Raw genomic sequence first — 19,235 nt, 5'->3', positions numbered from 1 at the left:
ATGGTCACCTCGCAACACGCCGAAGAGTTATCCACAGGTGCCCGACAGCTTGGCGTCAGCCTGACCGAAGCCCAGCACGCGCAGTTGCTGGGTTACCTGGCGCTGTTGATCAAGTGGAACAAGGCCTACAACCTGACCGCCGTGCGTGATCCGGATGAAATGGTCTCGCGCCATTTGCTCGACAGTCTCAGCGTCATGTCCTTCATCGAAGACGGTCGCTGGCTGGACGTGGGCAGCGGCGGCGGCATGCCGGGAATCCCGCTGGCGATCCTGTTTCCCGACTCGCAAGTGACCTGCCTGGACAGCAACGGCAAGAAAACCCGCTTCCTGACCCAGGTCAAACTCGAACTCAAGCTGGATAACCTGCAAGTTATCCACAGTCGCGTCGAAGCGTTCCAGCCTGCCGAGCCGTTCAACGGGATCATTTCCCGGGCGTTCAGCAGCATGGAGAACTTCAGCAACTGGACTCGCCACCTGGGCGACGCCAATACGCGCTGGCTGGCAATGAAGGGCGTTCATCCGGCCGATGAGCTGGTAGCATTGCCGGCAGACTTCCACCTCGATAGCGAACACGCCCTGGCCGTACCCGGTTGCCAAGGCCAACGCCATCTGCTGATACTGCGCCGCACGGCATGATTGGGAACACAAGCAAGAATGGCTAAGGTATTCGCGATAGCGAACCAGAAGGGTGGTGTGGGCAAGACCACCACCTGCATCAACCTCGCAGCATCCCTGGTCGCGACCAAGCGCCGGGTGCTGCTGATCGATCTCGATCCACAGGGCAACGCCACCATGGGTAGCGGTGTGGATAAACATGGCTTGGAAAACTCCATCTACGACGTCCTGATCGGTGAGTGCGATCTGGGCCAGGCCATGCATTTTTCCGAACACGGCGGTTATCAACTGCTGCCGGCCAACCGCGACCTGACGGCGGCCGAAGTGGTCCTGCTGGAAATGCAGATGAAGGAGAGCCGCCTGCGCAGTGCGTTGGCACCGATCCGGGAGAATTACGACTACATCCTGATCGACTGCCCGCCGTCGCTGTCGATGCTCACGCTCAATGCCTTGGTGGCCGCCGATGGCGTGATCATCCCCATGCAGTGCGAGTATTTCGCCCTGGAAGGGTTGAGCGACCTTGTGGATAACATCAAGCGCATCGCCGAGCTGCTGAACCCGGAGTTGAAGGTCGAAGGCCTGCTGCGGACGATGTACGACCCGCGCCTGAGCCTGATGAACGACGTCTCGGCTCAGCTCAAGGAACATTTCGGCGAGCAGCTCTACGACACGGTCATCCCGCGCAACATCCGCCTGGCCGAAGCGCCGAGCTACGGCATGCCGGCGCTGGCCTACGACAAACAATCCCGTGGTGCGCTGGCCTACCTGGCCCTGGCCGGCGAGATGGTTCGCCGCCAGCGCCGTAATCCACGCACCGCTGCAGCCCAGCCAACTTAAGGAATCCCCATGGCCGTCAAGAAACGAGGTCTCGGACGTGGACTGGATGCACTGCTCAGCGGTCCTACGGTCAGTTCGCTGGAAGAACAGGCCGTGCAGGTGGATCAGCGTGAGTTGCAACACCTGCCGCTGGACCTGATCCAGCGCGGTAAATACCAACCGCGCCGGGACATGGATCCCCAGGCGCTGGAAGAATTGGCCCAGTCGATCAAGAACCAGGGCGTGATGCAGCCGATCGTGGTGCGTCCGATCGCCAATGGCCGTTTCGAGATCATTGCCGGTGAACGCCGTTGGCGGGCCAGCCAGCAGGCCGGCCAGGAGACCATTCCGGCGATGGTGCGCGATGTGCCCGATGAAGCCGCCATCGCCATGGCGCTGATCGAGAACATCCAGCGTGAAGACCTCAACCCGGTCGAAGAAGCGGTGGCCCTGCAGCGCTTGCAGCAGGAATTCCAACTGACCCAGCAACAAGTGGCCGAGGCCGTGGGCAAGTCGCGTGTGACCGTGGCCAACCTGCTGCGGCTGATTGCATTGCCGGAAGTCATCAAGACCATGCTGTCCCATGGCGATCTGGAGATGGGGCATGCCCGGGCATTGCTGGGATTGCCGGAAAATCAACAGGTTGAAGGGGCGCGACACGTTGTCGCACGCGGTCTCACCGTGCGCCAGACCGAGGCACTGGTCCGCCAGTGGCTCAGTGGCAAACCAGCCCCTGTCGAACCCTCCAAACCCGACCCGGATATCGCCCGCCTCGAACAGCGCCTGGCCGAGCGCCTGGGCTCTGCGGTGCAGATTCGCCACGGCAAGAAGGGCAAGGGGCAATTGGTGATTGGTTACAACTCCCTCGATGAGCTGCAAGGTGTCCTTGCACACATTCGCTGAAACAATTGCCCTTGTAGCGCGCAGTCGGAAATCACTACCTGGCAGTTGAATAGGGGCAGAACCGCCCCTATACTCTGCGCGCATTTTGTCGGCACAAATTATGCCAAGTTATTGAATTATGGCGGCCGACCCTTGGAGAGCAAAAGCGATGGAAACCCGCACGCCAAACCGCTTGCCGTTCCATCGTCTGGCAGTTTTCCCGGTATTGATGACTCAGTTTGTCGTTGTACTGATCGCCACATTGGCGCTCTGGCAATGCAAAGGTGTCGTCGCCGGATACTCAGGTCTTTGCGGAGGCCTGATAGCCTTGCTCCCCAATATTTACTTTGCTCACAGGGCCTTTCGGTTTTCCGGCGCCCGAGCAGCCCAGGCTATCGTCCGGTCTTTCTATGCCGGTGAAGCGGGGAAACTGATTTTGACGGCAGTGCTGTTTGCACTGACGTTTGCAGGTGTGAAGCCATTGGCGCCGCTGGCTGTATTCGGCGTCTTCGTGCTGACCCAACTGGTCAGCTGGTTCGCTCCCCTGCTGATGAGAACAAGACTTTCGAGACCTTAGGGCGTTTGAGGCAACCATGGCAGAGACAACCGCTTCGGGCTATATCCAGCACCACTTGCAGAACCTGACCTTCGGTCAGCTACCCAACGGCGGCTGGGGCTTTGCCCACTCCGCAGCAGAAGCCAAGGAAATGGGCTTTTGGGCTTTCCACGTCGATACCCTCGGCTGGTCGGTCGCACTGGGCCTGATCTTCGTTTTCCTTTTCCGCATGGCGGCAAAGAAGGCGACCTCCGGCCAGCCTGGTGCACTGCAGAATTTCGTTGAAGTACTGGTCGAATTCGTCGATGGCAGCGTGAAAGACAGCTTCCATGGCCGTAGCCCGGTGATCGCACCGCTGGCGCTGACCATCTTCGTCTGGGTGTTCCTGATGAACGCCGTCGACCTGGTACCGGTCGACTGGATTCCTCAACTGGCCATCCTGATCTCCGGCGACCACCACATCCCGTTCCGCGCCGTGTCGACCACCGACCCGAACGCGACCCTGGGCATGGCGTTCTCGGTTTTCGCACTCATCATTTTCTATAGCATCAAGGTCAAGGGCATCGGCGGCTTCATCGGCGAACTGACCCTGCACCCGTTCGGCAGCAAGAACATCCTGGTTCAAGCCCTGCTCATCCCGGTGAACTTCCTGCTGGAATTCGTGACCCTGATCGCCAAGCCGATTTCCCTGGCCCTGCGTCTGTTCGGCAACATGTATGCCGGCGAGCTGGTGTTCATCCTGATCGCCGTGATGTTCGGCAGCGGCCTGTTGTGGCTCAGCGGCCTGGGCGTCGTCCTGCAGTGGGCGTGGGCTGTGTTCCACATCCTGATCATCACCCTGCAGGCGTTCATCTTCATGATGCTGACCATCGTCTACCTGTCGATGGCGCACGAAGAAAACCATTAAGGCCAGTCTCGACTAGTCTGATGTCCTTCCCGGTCAAACGGGAAGGAGCCCGAACAGGGCTGATGAAACGATTTGTTTTACCCGCTTTAAATTAAAAAAACCTAAACCATACGACGTAAAAGTCGGGAGGAAAGATGGAAACTGTAGTTGGTCTAACCGCTATCGCTGTTGCACTGTTGATCGGCCTGGGCGCACTGGGTACCGCAATTGGTTTCGGCCTGCTGGGCGGCAAGTTCCTGGAAGGCGCTGCGCGTCAACCGGAAATGGTTCCTATGCTGCAAGTCAAAATGTTCATCGTTGCCGGTCTGCTCGACGCCGTCACCATGATCGGTGTTGGTATCGCTCTGTTCTTCACCTTTGCGAACCCGTTCGTTGGTCAGATCGCTGGCTAATTACTCGGATTCTTCGAGTAGTTTGATGTGATGGACAACGTAACTGCGAGGTGTTGGCGTGAACATTAATGCGACCCTGATTGGCCAGTCCGTTGCGTTCCTGATTTTTGTACTGTTCTGCATGAAATTCGTATGGCCTCCGGTCATTGCGGCATTGCACGAACGTCAAAAGAAGATCGCTGATGGTCTGGACGCTGCCAGCCGAGCAGCTCGCGACCTGGAGTTGGCCCATGAGAAAGTGGGTCAGCAACTGCGCGAAGCGAAAGCTCAGGCAGCTGAAATCATCGAGCAAGCCAAGAAACGCGGTACCCAGATTGTCGACGAAGCCCGTGAACAGGCTCGCGTCGAAGCTGACCGTGTGAAGGCTCAGGCTCAAGCCGAGATCGAACAGGAACTCAACAGTGTCAAAGACGCGCTGCGTGCCCAAGTGGGTAGCCTGGCCGTTGGCGGTGCTTCGAAGATCCTGGGTGCCACAATCGATCAAAACGCGCACGCAGAGCTGGTTAACCAACTGGCTGCTGAAATCTAAGCGAGGGCGATCATGGCAGAACTGACCACGTTGGCCCGACCTTACGCTAAGGCGGCCTTCGAGCACGCTCAGGCCCACCAGCAACTGGCCAATTGGTCAGCCATGCTCGGCCTGGCTGCAGCGGTGTCGCAAGACGACACCATGCAGCGCGTGCTCAAGGCCCCGCGACTGACGAGCGCAGAAAAGGCCGCCACGTTCATTGACGTGTGCGGCGACAAGTTCGATGCCAAGGCACAGAATTTCATTCACGTCGTTGCCGAAAACGACCGTCTCCCGCTTCTGCCGGAGATCGCCGCTCTTTTCGACCTGTACAAGGCTGAGCAAGAGAAGTCGGTAGACGTGGAAGTGACCAGTGCTTTTGCATTGAACCAAGAACAGCAAGACAAACTCGCCAAGGTTCTCAGTGCACGACTCAACCGGGAAGTGCGCCTGCAAGTCGAGGAAGACAAGTCCCTGATTGGGGGCGTTGTCATCCGCGCCGGCGACCTGGTTATCGATGGCTCGATTCGCGGCAAAATCGCGAAACTTGCCGAAGCATTGAAATCTTGAGTTTGAAGGGGCAGCAGAGCAATGCAGCAACTCAATCCTTCCGAAATAAGTGAAATTATCAAGGGCCGCATCGAAAAGCTCGATGTGACCTCCCAAGCCCGTAACGAAGGCACTGTCGTCAGCGTATCTGACGGCATCGTGCGGATTCACGGTCTGGCCGACGTCATGTACGGCGAAATGATCGAGTTTCCGGGCGGCGTCTACGGTATGGCCCTCAACCTGGAGCAAGACTCTGTAGGTGCCGTGGTACTGGGTGCATACACGACTCTGGCTGAAGGCATGAGCGCCAAGTGCACCGGCCGCATCCTCGAAGTTCCGGTAGGTAAGGAACTGCTGGGTCGCGTTGTCGACGCACTGGGTAACCCTGTTGACGGCAAAGGTCCGCTGAACAACACCGAGACCGACGCGGTCGAGAAAGTTGCTCCTGGCGTGATCTGGCGTAAGTCGGTAGACCAGCCTGTACAGACTGGCTACAAGGCTGTCGATGCCATGATCCCTGTCGGCCGTGGCCAGCGTGAGCTGATCATCGGTGACCGTCAGATCGGTAAGACCGCTCTGGCGATCGACGCGATCATCAACCAGAAAAACAGCGGCATCTTCTGCGTCTACGTAGCCATCGGTCAGAAACAATCGACCATCGCCAACGTGGTTCGCAAGCTGGAAGAAAACGGCGCCCTGGCCAACACCATCATCGTGGCAGCCAGTGCTTCGGAATCGGCCGCACTGCAATTCCTGGCACCGTACTCCGGTTGCACCATGGGCGAATACTTCCGCGACCGCGGTGAAGACGCGCTGATCGTTTATGACGATCTGTCCAAGCAGGCAGTGGCTTACCGCCAGATCTCCCTGCTGCTGCGCCGTCCACCAGGCCGTGAAGCCTACCCAGGCGACGTGTTCTATCTCCACTCCCGTCTGCTGGAGCGCGCTTCCCGCGTTTCGGAAGAGTACGTCGAGAAGTTCACCAACGGCGCAGTGACTGGCAAGACCGGTTCCCTGACCGCCCTGCCGATCATCGAAACCCAGGCTGGCGACGTTTCCGCGTTCGTTCCGACCAACGTGATTTCCATCACCGACGGTCAGATCTTCCTGGAATCGGCCATGTTCAACTCGGGCATCCGTCCTGCTGTGAACGCCGGTGTTTCGGTATCCCGTGTAGGTGGTGCCGCTCAGACCAAGATCATCAAGAAGCTGTCCGGTGGTATCCGTACCGCCCTGGCCCAGTACCGTGAACTGGCGGCATTCGCCCAGTTCGCTTCTGACCTGGACGAAGCGACCCGTAAGCAACTTGAGCATGGTCAGCGCGTTACCGAGCTGATGAAGCAGAAGCAATACGCACCGATGTCGATCGCTGACATGGCGCTGTCGCTGTATGCCGCTGAGCGTGGGTTCCTGACTGACATTGAAATCACCAAGATCGGCAGCTTCGAACAAGCGCTGATTGCTTTCTTCAACCGCGATCACGCCGATTTGATGGCCAAGATCAACGTGAAGGGTGACTTCAATGACGAAATCGACGCTGGCCTGAAGGCTGGTATCGAGAAGTTCAAGGCCACCCAAACCTGGTAAGCCGCAGCGGGAGCCGCAAGGCTCCCGCTTGCTAACCTGATAGGTGTTACATGGCAGGCGCAAAAGAGATTCGCAGTAAGATTGCGAGCATCAAAAGCACGCAAAAGATTACCAGCGCCATGGAAAAAGTGGCGGTCAGCAAAATGCGCAAGGCACAAATGCGCATGGCTGCTAGCCGTCCTTATGCGGAGCGCATCCGCCAGGTGATTGGTCATCTGGCCAACGCCAACCCGGAATACCGCCACCCGTTCATGATCGACCGCGCCGTCAAGCGCGTCGGTTACGTCGTGGTGAGCAGTGACCGTGGTCTGTGCGGTGGCTTGAACACCAACCTGTTCAAGGCCCTGGTCAAGGACATGGCGGTAAACCGCGAACAAGGCGTCGAGATCGATCTGTGCGTGGTCGGTAGCAAGGGTGCGGCTTTCTTCCGCAACTTCGGCGGTAACGTCGTCGCTGCTATCAGCCACCTGGGTGAAGAGCCGTCGATCAATGACCTGATCGGCAGCGTCAAGGTGATGCTGGATGCTTACCTGGAAGGCCGGATCGACCGCCTGTCCGTGGTATCCAACAAGTTCATCAACACCATGACGCAACAGCCGACCGTGGAGCAGTTGATTCCACTGGTGGCGACCCCGGAACAGGAACTCAAGCACCACTGGGACTATCTCTACGAACCGGATGCCAAGGAGCTGCTCGACGGCTTGATGGTCCGTTACGTGGAGTCGCAGGTCTACCAGGCGGTGGTCGAGAACAACGCAGCTGAACAAGCCGCGCGGATGATCGCGATGAAGAACGCTACCGACAACGCCGGTGATTTGATCAGCGATTTGCAGCTGATCTACAACAAGGCGCGTCAGGCTGCGATCACCCAAGAGATCTCGGAAATCGTCGGCGGCGCTGCCGCGGTTTAACGGTTCAAATATTCAGAGGATCCAGCTATGAGTAGCGGACGTATCGTTCAAATCATCGGCGCCGTTATCGACGTGGAATTCCCACGCGACAGCGTACCGAGCATCTACGACGCCTTGAAGGTTCAAGGCGCCGAAACCACCCTGGAAGTCCAGCAGCAGCTGGGCGACGGCGTGGTTCGTACCATTGCGATGGGCTCCACCGAAGGCTTGAAGCGCGGTCTGGACGTCAACAACACTGGCGCAGCCATCTCCGTACCGGTCGGTAAAGCGACCCTGGGCCGGATCATGGACGTACTGGGCAACCCGATCGACGAAGCGGGCCCGATCGGCGAAGAAGAGCGTTGGGGCATTCACCGTCCTGCGCCGTCTTTCGCTGAACAAGCGGGCGGCAACGACCTGCTGGAAACCGGCATCAAGGTTATCGACCTGGTTTGCCCGTTCGCCAAGGGCGGTAAAGTCGGTCTGTTCGGTGGTGCCGGTGTAGGCAAGACCGTAAACATGATGGAACTGATCCGTAACATCGCCATCGAGCACAGCGGTTATTCCGTGTTCGCCGGTGTGGGTGAGCGTACTCGTGAGGGTAACGACTTCTACCACGAGATGAAGGATTCCAACGTTCTGGACAAAGTGGCACTGGTCTACGGCCAGATGAACGAGCCGCCGGGAAACCGTCTGCGCGTAGCCCTGACCGGCCTGACCATGGCCGAGAAGTTCCGTGACGAAGGTAACGACGTTCTGCTGTTCGTCGACAACATCTACCGTTACACCCTGGCCGGTACCGAAGTATCCGCACTGCTGGGCCGTATGCCTTCGGCAGTAGGCTACCAGCCGACCCTGGCTGAAGAGATGGGCGTGCTGCAAGAGCGCATCACTTCGACCAAGCAAGGCTCGATCACCTCGATCCAGGCGGTATACGTACCAGCGGACGACTTGACCGACCCGTCGCCAGCGACCACCTTCGCCCACTTGGACGCCACCGTCGTTCTGTCCCGTGACATCGCTTCCCTGGGTATCTACCCAGCGGTAGACCCACTGGACTCGACTTCCCGTCAGCTGGACCCGAACGTGATCGGCACCGAGCACTACGAGACCGCTCGTGGCGTTCAGTACGTGCTGCAGCGCTACAAAGAGCTGAAGGACATCATCGCGATCCTGGGTATGGACGAGCTGTCGGAAACCGACAAGCAGTTGGTAGCCCGTGCTCGTAAGATCCAGCGCTTCTTGTCGCAGCCGTTCTTCGTGGCTGAAGTCTTCACCGGTGCCTCGGGTAAATACGTTTCCCTGAAAGACACCATTGCTGGCTTCAAAGGCATCCTCAACGGTGACTACGACCACCTGCCAGAACAAGCGTTCTACATGGTCGGCGGCATCGAAGAAGCGATCGAGAAAGCCAAGAAACTGTAATCCCGGCGCCCGGCAACGGGCGCTAATTTAGGTTGAGGCAATCAGATGGCTATGACAGTCCATTGCGATATCGTCAGTGCGGAAGGGGAAATTTTCTCCGGTCTGGTCGAGTTTGTGGTTGCGCACGGTGAACTGGGGGATCTTGGTATCGCCCTGGGGCACGCACCGCTGATCACCAGCTTGAAGCCAGGTCCGATTAGTCTGACCAAGCAGGGCGGGGAAAAAGAGGTGTTCTACATCTCGGGTGGTTTCCTCGAGGTTCAGCCGAACATGGTCAAGGTCCTTGCCGACACCGTGCAACGTGCTGCCGACCTGGACGAAGCCTCCGCTCAGGAAGCCGTCAAGGCTGCCGAGAAGGCCCTGCACGAAAAAGGCGCAGACTTCGACTACGGTTCTGCTGCTGCACGTCTGGCCGAGGCCGCAGCCCAGCTGCGCACCGTCCAGCAGATCCGCAAGAAGTTCGGCGGCTAAGCCGTCCGCTTTCTGCGTGATTGATTAAAAAGGGTAGCCTCGGCTACCCTTTTTCTTTTTCCGACACTCATCATCTGGTCGCAGCCGCTGACCACCCAGGATTGGTAGCCAGTCATGTCTCTCGAAATCGTTATCCTCGCGGCCGGTCAAGGCACCCGCATGCGCTCGGCGCTGCCCAAGGTACTGCATCCGGTGGCGGGGCGTTCCATGCTTGGCCATGTTATCCACAGCGCTCGGCAACTTGATCCACAGCGCATCCATGTCGTGATCGGCCACGGCGCCGATGCCGTTCGTGAACGCCTGGCCGCCGATGACCTGAATTTCGTCCTGCAGGACAAGCAACTGGGGACCGGCCATGCCGTCGCCCAGGCCGTGCCGTTCATCACCGCCGACACGGTACTGATCCTGTATGGCGACGTACCGCTGATCGAGGTCGACACCCTGCAACGCCTGCTCAAGCAGGTTGCGCCACAACAGCTGGGCCTGCTGACCGTCGAGCTGGATGACCCCACGGGTTACGGGCGCATCGTGCGCAATGCCGACGGCCAGGTCACCGAGATTGTCGAGCAGAAGGACGCCAACCAGGCCCAACTTGCTATCACCGAGGGCAACACCGGGATTCTCGCCGTACCGGCCGCGCGCCTGGGTGACTGGATGAGCCGCCTTTCGAACAACAACGCCCAGGGCGAGTACTACCTGACCGATGTGATTGCCATGGCAGTCGCGGACGGCCTGGTGGTGGCCACCGAGCAACCCCTGGATGCCATGGAAGTGCAGGGCGCCAACGACCGCCGGCAGTTGGCCGAGCTGGAGCGTCATTATCAACTGCGCGCCGCCCGCCGCCTGATGGCCCAGGGCGTGACCCTGCGCGACCCGGCCCGTTTCGATGTGCGCGGTGAGGTTAGCGTGGGTCGCGATGTGGTCATCGACATCAACGTCATCCTCGAGGGCAACGTGGTGATCGAAGATGACGTGGTCATCGGCCCGAACTGCGTGATCAAGGACAGCACGTTGCGCAAGGGTGCGGTGATCAAGGCCAACAGTCACCTGGACGGCGCGATCATGGGCGAAGGCAGCGACGCCGGCCCGTTCGCCCGTTTGCGCCCCGGCTCCGTGCTGGATGCTCGCGCCCATGTGGGTAACTTCGTCGAGCTGAAGAACGCGCACCTGGGCGAAGGCGCCAAGGCCGGTCACCTGACCTACCTGGGCGACGCCGAGGTCGGCGCCCGCACCAACATTGGCGCCGGCACCATCACGTGCAACTACGATGGCGCGAACAAGTGGAAGACCGTGTTGGGGGAGGACGTGTTCATCGGCTCCAACAACTCCCTGGTTGCGCCTGTGGATATCTCCAGCGGCGCGACGACAGCAGCCGGGTCGACCATCAACCAGAATGTGGATAAATCGCAACTGGCCGTAGGGCGCGCGCGTCAGCGCAACATCGATAACTGGAAGCGTCCAGAGAAAATCAAGAAGTCCTAAGTTATCCACAACCCCTGTGGGAGCGGGCTTGCTCGCGAAAGCGTCGTGTCAGTTCATGCTGTACTGTCTGATTCGACCCCTTCGCGAGCAAGCCCGCTCCCACATTGATCTAATGATTTCTGAATTTTTCTGCCCCCGCCTTGACGATTGCACGGCAATAGGTTTTGATTGCTTACGTTATCTTTCGAATCGAAACTTATCTCGCCATGTCGAAACGCAATACGCCACAGCGCCGCCACAATATCCTTGCCTTACTCCAGGAGCAGGGTGAGGTCAGTGTGGATGAGCTGGCCAAACGCTTCGAAACCTCGGAGGTTACGATTCGCAAGGATCTCGCCGCCCTGGAAACCAACGGCCTGTTGCTGCGCCGCTACGGTGGCGCTGTGCCGATGCCGCAGGAGCTGGTGGCCGACAACGGGAAAGCCGTCTCCAGCTACAAGCAGGCGATTGCCCGGGCCGCTGTGAAGCGGATCCGCGAACACGCGCGCATCATCATCGACAGCGGCAGCACCACGGCGGCCATGATCCCTCAACTGGGCCAGCAGCCCGGGCTGGTAGTCATGACCAACTCCCTGCACGTCGCCAGGGCCCTGAACGAGCTGGAGCACGAACCGGTGCTGTTGATGACCGGTGGCACCTGGGACCCGCATTCCGAATCATTCCAGGGCCAGGTCGCCGAACAGGTCCTGCGTTCCTATGACTTCGACCAGTTGTTCATCGGTGCCGACGGTATCGATCTGGTCCGTGGCACCACCACCTTCAACGAACTGCTGGGCCTGAGCCGTGTGATGGCTGAGGTTGCCCGCGAAGTGATCGTGATGGTGGAGGCCGACAAGATCGGCCGCAAGATCCCCAACCTGGAACTGCCGTGGAGCAGCGTCCATACCCTCATTACCGATGATCGCCTGCCCGTAGAGGCCCGCGATCAGATTCAGGCCCGCGGCATCAATGTGATCTGCGCGTCTGTCAGCCAGGAGAAATAACATGTGTGGAATTGTCGGCGCCGTTGCTGAACGTAATATCACTGCAATCTTGATCGAAGGCCTCAAGCGCCTGGAATATCGCGGCTACGACAGTGCCGGCGTGGCGGTTTTCACCAACGACCAGACGCTTGAGCGGATGCGCCGCCCGGGCAAGGTCAGTGAGCTGGAGCAGGCGCTGGACGCCGAGCCGCTGGTCGGTCGCCTTGGCATCGCACATACCCGCTGGGCCACCCATGGCGCGCCGTGCGAGCGTAACGCCCACCCGCATTTCTCCGGCGGCGACCTGGCGGTGGTGCACAACGGCATCATCGAAAACCACGAGGCCCTGCGTGAACAGCTCAAGGCGCTCGGCTATGTGTTCACTTCGGACACCGATACCGAAGTCATCGCCCACCTGCTCAACCACAAGCTCAAGGACCTGGCGGACTTGACCGCAGCCCTCAAGGCGACCGTCAAGGAACTGCACGGCGCCTATGGCCTGGCGGTCATCAGCGCCAAACAGCCGGATCGCCTGGTGGCGGCCCGCAGCGGCAGCCCGTTGGTGATCGGCCTCGGCCTTGGGGAAAACTTCCTGGCGTCCGACCAGTTGGCCCTGCGCCAGGTCACCGACCGCTTCATGTACCTGGAAGAGGGCGATATCGCCGAAATCCGCCGCGACAGCGTGCAAATCTGGGACATCGAGGGCAAAGCCGTCGAACGTGAAACCGTTCAGTACCGCGACGGCGCCGAAGCCGCCGACAAGGGCGAGTTCCGTCACTTCATGCTCAAGGAAATCCATGAGCAGCCAGCCGTGGTGCAACGCACCCTGGAAGGGCGCATGAGCCAGACCCAGGTGCTGGTCCAGGCCTTCGGCCCGCAAGCGGCCGAGCTGTTCGCCAAGGTGCGCAATGTGCAGATCGTCGCGTGCGGCACCAGCTATCACGCCGGCATGGTCGCCCGTTACTGGCTGGAAGAGTTGGCCGGGATTCCGTGTCAGGTCGAAGTGGCCAGCGAGTTCCGTTACCGCAAGGTGGTGGTGCAACCCGATTCGCTGTTCGTCACCATTTCCCAGTCCGGCGAAACCGCCGACACCCTGGCGGCCCTGCGCAACGCCAAGGAGCTGGGCTTCCTCGCCAGCCTGGCGATCTGCAACGTGGGCATCAGCTCACTGGTGCGTGAATCCGACCTGACCCTGCTGACCCAGGCTGGCCGCGAGATCGGCGTGGCGTCGACCAAGGCGTTCACCACCCAGTTGGTCGGCCTGCTGCTGTTGACCTTGTCGTTGGGCCAGGTGCGTGGCACGTTGGCCGAGGGTGTCGAGGCAAAACTGGTGGAAGAACTGCGCCGCCTGCCGACGCGCCTGGGCGAGGCCCTGGCGATGGACAGCACCGTGGAAAAAATCGCCGAGCTGTTCGCCGAGAAAAACCACACCTTGTTCCTCGGCCGTGGCGCGCAATTCCCGGTGGCGATGGAAGGGGCCTTGAAGCTCAAGGAAATTTCCTACATCCACGCCGAAGCCTACCCTGCCGGCGAGCTCAAGCATGGCCCGTTGGCCCTGGTGGACAACGACATGCCGGTGGTCACCGTGGCACCGAACAACGAGCTGCTGGAAAAACTCAAGTCCAACCTGCAGGAAGTGCGCGCCCGCGGCGGCCAGTTGATCGTCTTCGCCGACGAAAAAGCCGGCATGACCAACGGCGAAGGCACCCACGTGGTGCACATGCCGCACATCCACGACATCCTGTCGCCGATCCTCTACACCCTCCCGCTGCAACTGCTGTCGTACTACGTGGCCGTGCTCAAGGGCACGGACGTGGACCAGCCGCGCAATCTGGCGAAGTCTGTGACGGTGGAGTGAGTCGTCCACCAAGAGCCAGGTTTCTTGGTGATTCTGCGTAATGAATCTGAGCGGGTTTAGCGCTGCTAAACCCGCTCATTCGTCCAAGCCGCATCGTCCTTTACGCATGGCTGGCGCTTCGCCAAATAGCTGAAGAGAACCCGACTAAACATCTGGGCTCATCTTGAGAAACCAAATTTGGGTTTGAAGGTATTTTTTCTTTTTTTTCTAAATATTAAAAAAATAATTTCACTTTTCCTCATTGGAAGCCGATATCAGGCATCTCTGTGCTAGTATTTTTTCAAATCCTCAAAGAAATTGAAAAAATACGGCCATGCCCAAAAAAACAGCACCCCTCATGCCATCCGCTGAGCGGCTCCTGCGCCAGCTTGGCGAACGGATCGAGCTGGCTCGTAAGCGTCGTAAGATCACTGCGACGCAAATGGCTGCGCGTGCGGGCATGAGCGCCCCAACGTTAAGGGCGCTGGAAAGTGGCAGTCCTGCTGTAACCATAGGGGCTTACGTCTCGGTATTGGTAGCCTTGGGCCTGGAGAAGGACCTTGAATTGCTCGCGCGCACGGATGAGTTAGGCCGTGATCTGCAAGATGCTGAATTGAAAGGGCGTTCTGCAGTCGAGCACATCAAGCCAAAAGTAAAGCTGCCGCAGTTTCATTGGGACAACTTGGTCAGCGTCTCAGCAAAAGATAATAGTTCTGCATCACCAGCCGCTTATAGCCGAAGCCAGACAAGCTCTGAACTCGCTAAGAAGCTTTTAGGGGAAGACGATGCCTGAAAGGATTTTCGTCTACGCAGACTGGAACGAAACAGCACCCGTACTGCTTGGAACCCTTCATTCCCGCAGATTGGCAGGATCCGAGCGTATGGAGTTTGAGTACGCGCGGGCTGTTCTTCAAACCATTCACACTCAGATTGCGATAGACCCTCGGATTCAGCCTTACGAAGGGAGGCAATATCCAGCGAGAAATTGCTTTGGGTGCATATCGGACTCCTCGCCTGATCGATGGGGGCGACTGCTGATGGATCGTCGCTTGGAGCGGGATAAAAGAGCTGGAGTCGCACCGCAGGACGCACGGCTGTTTGACTCGGACTATCTCATCGGGGTTCACGACGCCTACCGGGTAGGGGGACTGCGTTTCAAAGTCGAGGAAGAAGGAGCGTTCCTTGATGCCCATATGGAGCATGCCGCCCCACCGATGGCCCGCATGCGTGAGCTTGAAGAGGCTTCGCGTCGATTTGAAGCTGGCGAGGATCGGGGTGCACAGGGTCAGGACTGGATTCGAATGCTCATCGCTCCAGGTGGTTCTCTGGGTGGAGCGAGGCCCAAGGCAAGCGTAGTTGATGACGATCAGGCTCTCTGGATAGGAAAATTTCCCAGTAATAGAGACGCCCACGACGTGGGCGGCTGGGAGATGGTCGTCAACACATTGGCTCAAGGCTGTGGGCTATATGTGGCTGAAGGAAAAGCGCAACGGTACGCGAGTGAGTATCACTGTTTCATGGTTAAGCGCTTTGACAGAACAGCAAGGGGGGGCCGACTTCACTTTGCTTCAGCGATGACCCTGACGGACCACCAAGATGGTGATGGGCATGAGACAGGGGCCAGTTACCTGGAGATTGCAGAGGTACTGGTAAGGGAGGGAGCCGCTGCCGACGTAGATCTTCCCGAGCTTTGGCGAAGAATTGTTTTCAACATGCTGGTTTCGAATACTGACGATCATCTACGAAACCATGGCTTCCTATTGGAGCCAGGGCGCGGTTGGCGTCTTTCGCCTGCGTATGACATGAACCCTGTCCCTGGTGACACTGGCCTGAGGCTCAACGTTTCAGAGGCTGATAACGCCATAGACCTTGATTTGGCAATGAGCGTGGCCGGCTACTTCCGCGTCTCTGCTGACGATGCCAGACAAACCATCCAAAGATTCCAGGGCGTCGTCAGAAAATGGCCCAGGGTCGCGTGCTATCTGGGCATCTCAAGCAATGAGCAGGAGCGGATGGCGCCAGCATTTGCGCTTGCTCGCTAAGCGCTACTCCAGAAAACACCGGTCAAAAAGATAAACGCTGCCCGGCTTCAGGTTTTCCAGCGTGCGCTGGGGGCGGCCGCCGTCGCCGCTTTTCTTGCGCCCGGTCTCTTGCAGGTAGCCTGCTTCGGTCATCTTCAGCAGGCGCTGGCGCATGCTGGTCTTGAGTACCGGGCGTTCGAGCACCACAGAGAAGATGCCCACGGCTTGCGGCGCGCTGAACTCGGGGCCGAGGAACATCAGCGGCAGGCTGCTGTAGAGGGATTTGGACAACAGCCGTTCCTGGACGGCGGCCACCAGGCTGTTGTGATCGAAAGGCAGTTTGATCGCGGCATCCGCGACGTCCTTGAGCGGGAAGAAGCCCTGGTGCTCGGCGAGCTGGACCGCCTCGCTGGCAATCGCCAGGTAGAACGTCGACGATGACCAGCAACGCGGGTCGCGGAAGGCGTCGCCAACGGTGCCGACCTGTTCGATCCAGGCCAGTGGCATCCCTACCTTGTTGGAGTGACGCAGGCGCTCCACGGCGTCGTTCAGCGTCAGATCTTCAACCCCCCCATTGACTACGATCCCGGGCAGAGCCCAGTGGCCGGCGAACGGTTCGGCCTCCCTGCGGTTCAAGAGGATTTCGATGGCCTGGGCTTGCCGGTTGAAGCGCAGCACGCAGAGGTCGATGGTGTGCAGGTAATCGCGCGTGGGGGCGGTGCTATTGCGCATGTCGGTTTCCGTAGGTCGCATAAAGGTCATAGTTTAACGGGTCCATGCCCGGTGCCATCCAGTGGCTGGGCAGCGGTTCGCCCAGGGCCAGGCGTTCGCGCAGCAGTGTGCTGCGCACGTGGAGCCTTTCCTCCACGCACAGGATGGAAAAACGCTCCAGCAGGGCTTGGCCGCGATAGAAGCTCGGCAACTGCTCGGCCACATCCTGGCCCACCACCAGCGCGATCCGCTTGCCGTCCAGGGCCAGGCTGTCGGCGAGGTGGGCGAGCAGGGTGTAACTGTAGATGGGGCCTTCGACGCCACGGGCCACGAGCTGCTCCACCCGGCTGGCGCGCACTTCGGTGCGGCACAGCGGTTGGATGTGCTCGACGATCGACTCCAGCCACTTCATACGCACCTCATAGTCGACCATTCGTTTGCCGCAAGGGTGCCTGAAACTGGGGGCCACCAGTACTCGCCGGGCCTGGCGGGACGCCTCGATCATCACCTGGGCGTGGCCGGCGTGAGGCGGATTGAAGGCACCGCCATAAAGCGCAATCTCGAACATGGCTGATCCTCTATTGGTACGTGACGTGTACTTTATCACCAAAGATCTCAAACGACATCTTCCGGATCCCATATTTAATAGATATGGGCGTGAAAAAATTTTGCAGACGAAGCTTGTTGTAAAAGTACATGTTGTGTACTGTATCGACCATGAACAGGAGAAACCCAGCATGAACAGCCTGACTCGCAAAACCGCTTCCTTTGATGTCGATGCGCAAAAGAGCTTTACCCCGCTCTGCCCTGATGAGCTGCCGGTGCCTGGCGGCGAGCAGATCGGCGGTGAGTTGAACTTCATCGCGTCCCTGGCCAGCCTGCGCATCGGCAGCAAGGATGCCCACTCGCCCCAAGCGCCCTGGGTGGTCGCCGACCATGCGCAGATGCTCAAGCCCACCGGGCTCGCGCACGCCGACATCACATGGGTCAGTCACTGTGTGCCCGGCACCGAAGGTTTCACCCTGCTGGACGAACTGCCGACGCCTTACGACTACGACTATTTCATCTGGAAGGGCGTCGAGCCGGACCTGCACCCGTACGGCGCGTGCTACCACGACTTGCACGGCAAGCTCTCTACCGGGGTGATCGAGTACCTCAAGGGCCAAGGTGTCGAGCAGGTCATCGTCGGCGGGCTGGCGCTGGATTTCTGCGTCAAGACCACCGCGCTGCAACTGGCGGGCGCCGGGTTCAAGGTGGTCATCCACTTGCCGGCCTGCCGGGCCATCAGCGAGGAGGGCGCCCTCCAGGCCATCCGGGATATGCAGCAAGCGGGCATCGCGGTGGCCGCGACTCGCGAAGAAACCGTTCAACTGGCAAGCGTGTAAGGAAGACCCATGGACAGCGCATTCGATTCGAGCAACGGCACCATCCAGAGTCTTTTGGATACCGACTACTACACCTTCACCATGATGCAGGCGGTCTTGCACCAGCACCCCAACGTGGAAGTGGAATACCAGTTCATCGTGCGTTCCAAGGAACGGCTCGGCCACCTGATCCCGCAGATTCGGGTCGAACTGGAGAAACTCGCCGGCTTGCAACTGCGCGAAGGCGAGCAGCGGTTCCTGTTCAACAAGCGTTTTCGCGAGTACCTGACCGCCGACTTCGAACAGTTTCTTGGCCTGTTCCGCTTCAATCTGCGCTACATCCATGTGTCGGAAGTCGACGGCCAACTGCATATCCGCGTCCGTGGCCCGATGTTGCACTGCATCATGTTCGAGCAACCGGTACTGGCCATGGTCAGTGAGTTGCGCAACCGCGAGAAGTACCCGGATGTCGAGTTGGCCGACGTCACCCGCAAGCTGTACCAGAAGTTCGAATGGCTGGAGAAAAACGCCAGCCGTGAAGAGCTCGCCGAGTTCCGTGTCTCGGACTTCTCCACCCGTCGGCGGCTGTCGTTCCGGGCCCAGCGCGAAGTGGTGAACGTCATGCGCAGCGATTTCCCCGGGGTTTTTGTCGGCACCAGCAACGCTCACCTGGCCTACGAGTTCGACCTGCCGCTGATCGGCACGATGGCCCACCAGTGGCTGATGGTGCACCAGCAACTGGGCCGGTTGCGCGAGAGCCAGAACGCCGCGCTGGAAAACTGGGTACGCGAGTATCGCGGCCGCCTGGGCATCGCGCTCACGGACTGCATCAGCACCGACTTCTTCCTCAAGGACTTCGACCTGTACTTCGCCAAGCTCTATGACGGCCTGCGCCAGGATTCCGGTGACCCTATCCTCTGGGCTGACAAGGTGCTGGACCGCTACAAGGCGCTGGGTGTCGATCCGCGCACCAAGGACCTGATGTTTTCCGACGGCCTCAATTTCGAAAAATGCCTGCCGATCCTGCGGCATGTGCGTGGCAAGGCCAAGTTCGGCTTCGGGATGGGCACCAGCCTGGCTTGCGATGTCGACGGTGTCGAGCCGCTGAGCATCGTCATGAAACTGGTGCGGGTCCATGGCGAGCCGGTCGTGAAGTTCTCCGACGATCCGGTCAAGAATGTCTGTGAGGATGTTTCGTTCCTGCGGTACGCCGCTCAAGTGTTCAACGTTGCCCTGATCAATCCACAACTGGGAGCCTGA

Annotated in this window: 21 protein-coding genes; 19 read left to right on the top strand and 2 right to left on the bottom strand. The window is 59.3% G+C overall.

Features of this window, described 5'->3' with window-relative positions:
- The 17 genes from rsmG (at window position 1) to V5F23_RS28220 (ending at window position 15,921) form a co-directional block, all read left to right on the top strand.
- On the top strand, window positions 1–636 hold the full coding sequence (gene rsmG / locus V5F23_RS28300) for a 16S rRNA (guanine(527)-N(7))-methyltransferase RsmG (protein WP_199925106.1): 636 nt from the start codon (window positions 1–3) through the stop codon (window positions 634–636).
- Between the two features lie 18 nt (window positions 637–654).
- A complete protein-coding gene (locus V5F23_RS28295; RefSeq protein ID WP_003187199.1) occupies window positions 655–1,452 on the top strand; it encodes a ParA family protein in 798 nt (265 codons plus the stop codon).
- 9 nt (window positions 1,453–1,461) lie between these two features.
- Window positions 1,462–2,334, top strand: coding sequence for a ParB/RepB/Spo0J family partition protein (locus tag V5F23_RS28290; RefSeq protein WP_042727808.1), 873 nt, complete (start codon window positions 1,462–1,464; stop codon window positions 2,332–2,334).
- A gap of 148 nt (window positions 2,335–2,482) precedes the next feature.
- On the top strand, window positions 2,483–2,890 hold the full coding sequence (locus V5F23_RS28285) for a F0F1 ATP synthase subunit I (RefSeq protein WP_042727807.1): 408 nt from the start codon (window positions 2,483–2,485) through the stop codon (window positions 2,888–2,890).
- A gap of 16 nt (window positions 2,891–2,906) precedes the next feature.
- Complete coding sequence (gene atpB, locus V5F23_RS28280) at window positions 2,907–3,776, top strand: F0F1 ATP synthase subunit A (RefSeq protein WP_024777786.1); 870 nt, start codon at window positions 2,907–2,909, stop codon at window positions 3,774–3,776.
- A 134-nt stretch (window positions 3,777–3,910) separates the two neighbouring features.
- Window positions 3,911–4,168: a F0F1 ATP synthase subunit C gene (gene atpE, locus V5F23_RS28275; RefSeq protein WP_003097235.1), complete on the top strand. Its 258-nt coding sequence runs from the start codon at window positions 3,911–3,913 to the stop codon at window positions 4,166–4,168.
- A gap of 58 nt (window positions 4,169–4,226) precedes the next feature.
- Window positions 4,227–4,697: a F0F1 ATP synthase subunit B gene (locus V5F23_RS28270; protein WP_030139033.1), complete on the top strand. Its 471-nt coding sequence runs from the start codon at window positions 4,227–4,229 to the stop codon at window positions 4,695–4,697.
- Between the two features lie 12 nt (window positions 4,698–4,709).
- On the top strand, window positions 4,710–5,246 hold the full coding sequence (locus V5F23_RS28265) for a F0F1 ATP synthase subunit delta (protein ID WP_003187192.1): 537 nt from the start codon (window positions 4,710–4,712) through the stop codon (window positions 5,244–5,246).
- Window positions 5,247–5,267: 21 nt separating this feature from the next.
- Window positions 5,268–6,812, top strand: coding sequence for a F0F1 ATP synthase subunit alpha (gene atpA, locus V5F23_RS28260; protein WP_042727806.1), 1,545 nt, complete (start codon window positions 5,268–5,270; stop codon window positions 6,810–6,812).
- A 50-nt stretch (window positions 6,813–6,862) separates the two neighbouring features.
- Entirely contained in the window at window positions 6,863–7,723 is an 861-nt protein-coding gene (gene atpG, locus V5F23_RS28255; RefSeq protein WP_030139034.1) for a F0F1 ATP synthase subunit gamma, read from the top strand.
- Window positions 7,724–7,750: 27 nt separating this feature from the next.
- Complete coding sequence (gene atpD, locus V5F23_RS28250) at window positions 7,751–9,127, top strand: F0F1 ATP synthase subunit beta (RefSeq protein WP_042727805.1); 1,377 nt, start codon at window positions 7,751–7,753, stop codon at window positions 9,125–9,127.
- A 45-nt stretch (window positions 9,128–9,172) separates the two neighbouring features.
- Window positions 9,173–9,598, top strand: a complete 426-nt coding sequence (locus tag V5F23_RS28245; RefSeq protein ID WP_024777790.1) for a F0F1 ATP synthase subunit epsilon — start codon at window positions 9,173–9,175, stop codon at window positions 9,596–9,598.
- 114 nt (window positions 9,599–9,712) lie between these two features.
- On the top strand, window positions 9,713–11,080 hold the full coding sequence (glmU, locus tag V5F23_RS28240) for a bifunctional UDP-N-acetylglucosamine diphosphorylase/glucosamine-1-phosphate N-acetyltransferase GlmU (protein WP_123579289.1): 1,368 nt from the start codon (window positions 9,713–9,715) through the stop codon (window positions 11,078–11,080).
- Window positions 11,081–11,286: 206 nt separating this feature from the next.
- Window positions 11,287–12,063, top strand: a complete 777-nt coding sequence (locus V5F23_RS28235) for a DeoR family transcriptional regulator (RefSeq protein ID WP_042727803.1) — start codon at window positions 11,287–11,289, stop codon at window positions 12,061–12,063.
- Window position 12,064: 1 nt separating this feature from the next.
- Window positions 12,065–13,900: a glutamine--fructose-6-phosphate transaminase (isomerizing) gene (glmS, locus tag V5F23_RS28230; protein ID WP_047739378.1), complete on the top strand. Its 1,836-nt coding sequence runs from the start codon at window positions 12,065–12,067 to the stop codon at window positions 13,898–13,900.
- A 313-nt stretch (window positions 13,901–14,213) separates the two neighbouring features.
- Complete coding sequence (locus V5F23_RS28225; protein WP_042727801.1) at window positions 14,214–14,672, top strand: helix-turn-helix transcriptional regulator; 459 nt, start codon at window positions 14,214–14,216, stop codon at window positions 14,670–14,672.
- On the top strand, window positions 14,665–15,921 hold the full coding sequence (locus tag V5F23_RS28220) for a HipA domain-containing protein (protein ID WP_042727800.1): 1,257 nt from the start codon (window positions 14,665–14,667) through the stop codon (window positions 15,919–15,921). The genes V5F23_RS28225 and V5F23_RS28220 overlap by 8 nt, the downstream gene beginning before the upstream one ends.
- Before the next feature lie 3 nt (window positions 15,922–15,924).
- Here V5F23_RS28220 and V5F23_RS28215 read toward each other — a convergent pair whose 3' ends face one another.
- Both V5F23_RS28215 and V5F23_RS28210 read right to left on the bottom strand, forming a co-directional pair.
- Window positions 15,925–16,632, bottom strand: a complete 708-nt coding sequence (locus V5F23_RS28215; RefSeq protein ID WP_338497168.1) for an NUDIX hydrolase — start codon at window positions 16,630–16,632, stop codon at window positions 15,925–15,927.
- Window positions 16,622–17,179: an adenylyltransferase/cytidyltransferase family protein gene (locus V5F23_RS28210; RefSeq protein WP_042727798.1), complete on the bottom strand. Its 558-nt coding sequence runs from the start codon at window positions 17,177–17,179 to the stop codon at window positions 16,622–16,624. Before V5F23_RS28210 ends, V5F23_RS28215 begins: the two co-directional genes overlap by 11 nt.
- A 169-nt stretch (window positions 17,180–17,348) precedes the next feature.
- Here V5F23_RS28210 and V5F23_RS28205 point away from each other — a divergent pair, with 169 nt between their 5' ends.
- Together V5F23_RS28205 and pncB are read left to right on the top strand one after the other, a co-directional pair.
- Complete coding sequence (locus V5F23_RS28205) at window positions 17,349–17,996, top strand: nicotinamidase (protein ID WP_338497165.1); 648 nt, start codon at window positions 17,349–17,351, stop codon at window positions 17,994–17,996.
- 9 nt (window positions 17,997–18,005) lie between these two features.
- Complete coding sequence (pncB, locus tag V5F23_RS28200; protein WP_042727796.1) at window positions 18,006–19,235, top strand: nicotinate phosphoribosyltransferase; 1,230 nt, start codon at window positions 18,006–18,008, stop codon at window positions 19,233–19,235.

The organism is Pseudomonas sp. WP18, from assembly GCF_036689585.1.
Lineage (GTDB): Bacteria > Pseudomonadota > Gammaproteobacteria > Pseudomonadales > Pseudomonadaceae > Aquipseudomonas > Aquipseudomonas chlororaphis_E.
The sequence above is the reverse complement of the archived record's forward strand: the minus strand, read 5'-3'. Positions and strand labels throughout refer to the sequence as shown.

Coding starts and splice junctions, on each gene's coding strand:
- rsmG (WP_199925106.1), top strand. CDS start 1: ATGGTCACCTCGCAACACGCCGAAGAGTTATCCACAGGTGCCCGACAG.
- V5F23_RS28295 (WP_003187199.1), top strand. CDS start 655: ATGGCTAAGGTATTCGCGATAGCGAACCAGAAGGGTGGTGTGGGCAAG.
- V5F23_RS28290 (WP_042727808.1), top strand. CDS start 1,462: ATGGCCGTCAAGAAACGAGGTCTCGGACGTGGACTGGATGCACTGCTC.
- V5F23_RS28285 (WP_042727807.1), top strand. CDS start 2,483: ATGGAAACCCGCACGCCAAACCGCTTGCCGTTCCATCGTCTGGCAGTT.
- atpB (WP_024777786.1), top strand. CDS start 2,907: ATGGCAGAGACAACCGCTTCGGGCTATATCCAGCACCACTTGCAGAAC.
- atpE (WP_003097235.1), top strand. CDS start 3,911: ATGGAAACTGTAGTTGGTCTAACCGCTATCGCTGTTGCACTGTTGATC.
- V5F23_RS28265 (WP_003187192.1), top strand. CDS start 4,710: ATGGCAGAACTGACCACGTTGGCCCGACCTTACGCTAAGGCGGCCTTC.
- atpA (WP_042727806.1), top strand. CDS start 5,268: ATGCAGCAACTCAATCCTTCCGAAATAAGTGAAATTATCAAGGGCCGC.
- atpG (WP_030139034.1), top strand. CDS start 6,863: ATGGCAGGCGCAAAAGAGATTCGCAGTAAGATTGCGAGCATCAAAAGC.
- atpD (WP_042727805.1), top strand. CDS start 7,751: ATGAGTAGCGGACGTATCGTTCAAATCATCGGCGCCGTTATCGACGTG.
- V5F23_RS28245 (WP_024777790.1), top strand. CDS start 9,173: ATGGCTATGACAGTCCATTGCGATATCGTCAGTGCGGAAGGGGAAATT.
- glmU (WP_123579289.1), top strand. CDS start 9,713: ATGTCTCTCGAAATCGTTATCCTCGCGGCCGGTCAAGGCACCCGCATG.
- V5F23_RS28235 (WP_042727803.1), top strand. CDS start 11,287: ATGTCGAAACGCAATACGCCACAGCGCCGCCACAATATCCTTGCCTTA.
- glmS (WP_047739378.1), top strand. CDS start 12,065: ATGTGTGGAATTGTCGGCGCCGTTGCTGAACGTAATATCACTGCAATC.
- V5F23_RS28225 (WP_042727801.1), top strand. CDS start 14,214: ATGCCCAAAAAAACAGCACCCCTCATGCCATCCGCTGAGCGGCTCCTG.
- V5F23_RS28220 (WP_042727800.1), top strand. CDS start 14,665: ATGCCTGAAAGGATTTTCGTCTACGCAGACTGGAACGAAACAGCACCC.
- V5F23_RS28215 (WP_338497168.1), bottom strand. CDS start 16,632: ATGCGCAATAGCACCGCCCCCACGCGCGATTACCTGCACACCATCGAC.
- V5F23_RS28210 (WP_042727798.1), bottom strand. CDS start 17,179: ATGTTCGAGATTGCGCTTTATGGCGGTGCCTTCAATCCGCCTCACGCC.
- V5F23_RS28205 (WP_338497165.1), top strand. CDS start 17,349: ATGAACAGCCTGACTCGCAAAACCGCTTCCTTTGATGTCGATGCGCAA.
- pncB (WP_042727796.1), top strand. CDS start 18,006: ATGGACAGCGCATTCGATTCGAGCAACGGCACCATCCAGAGTCTTTTG.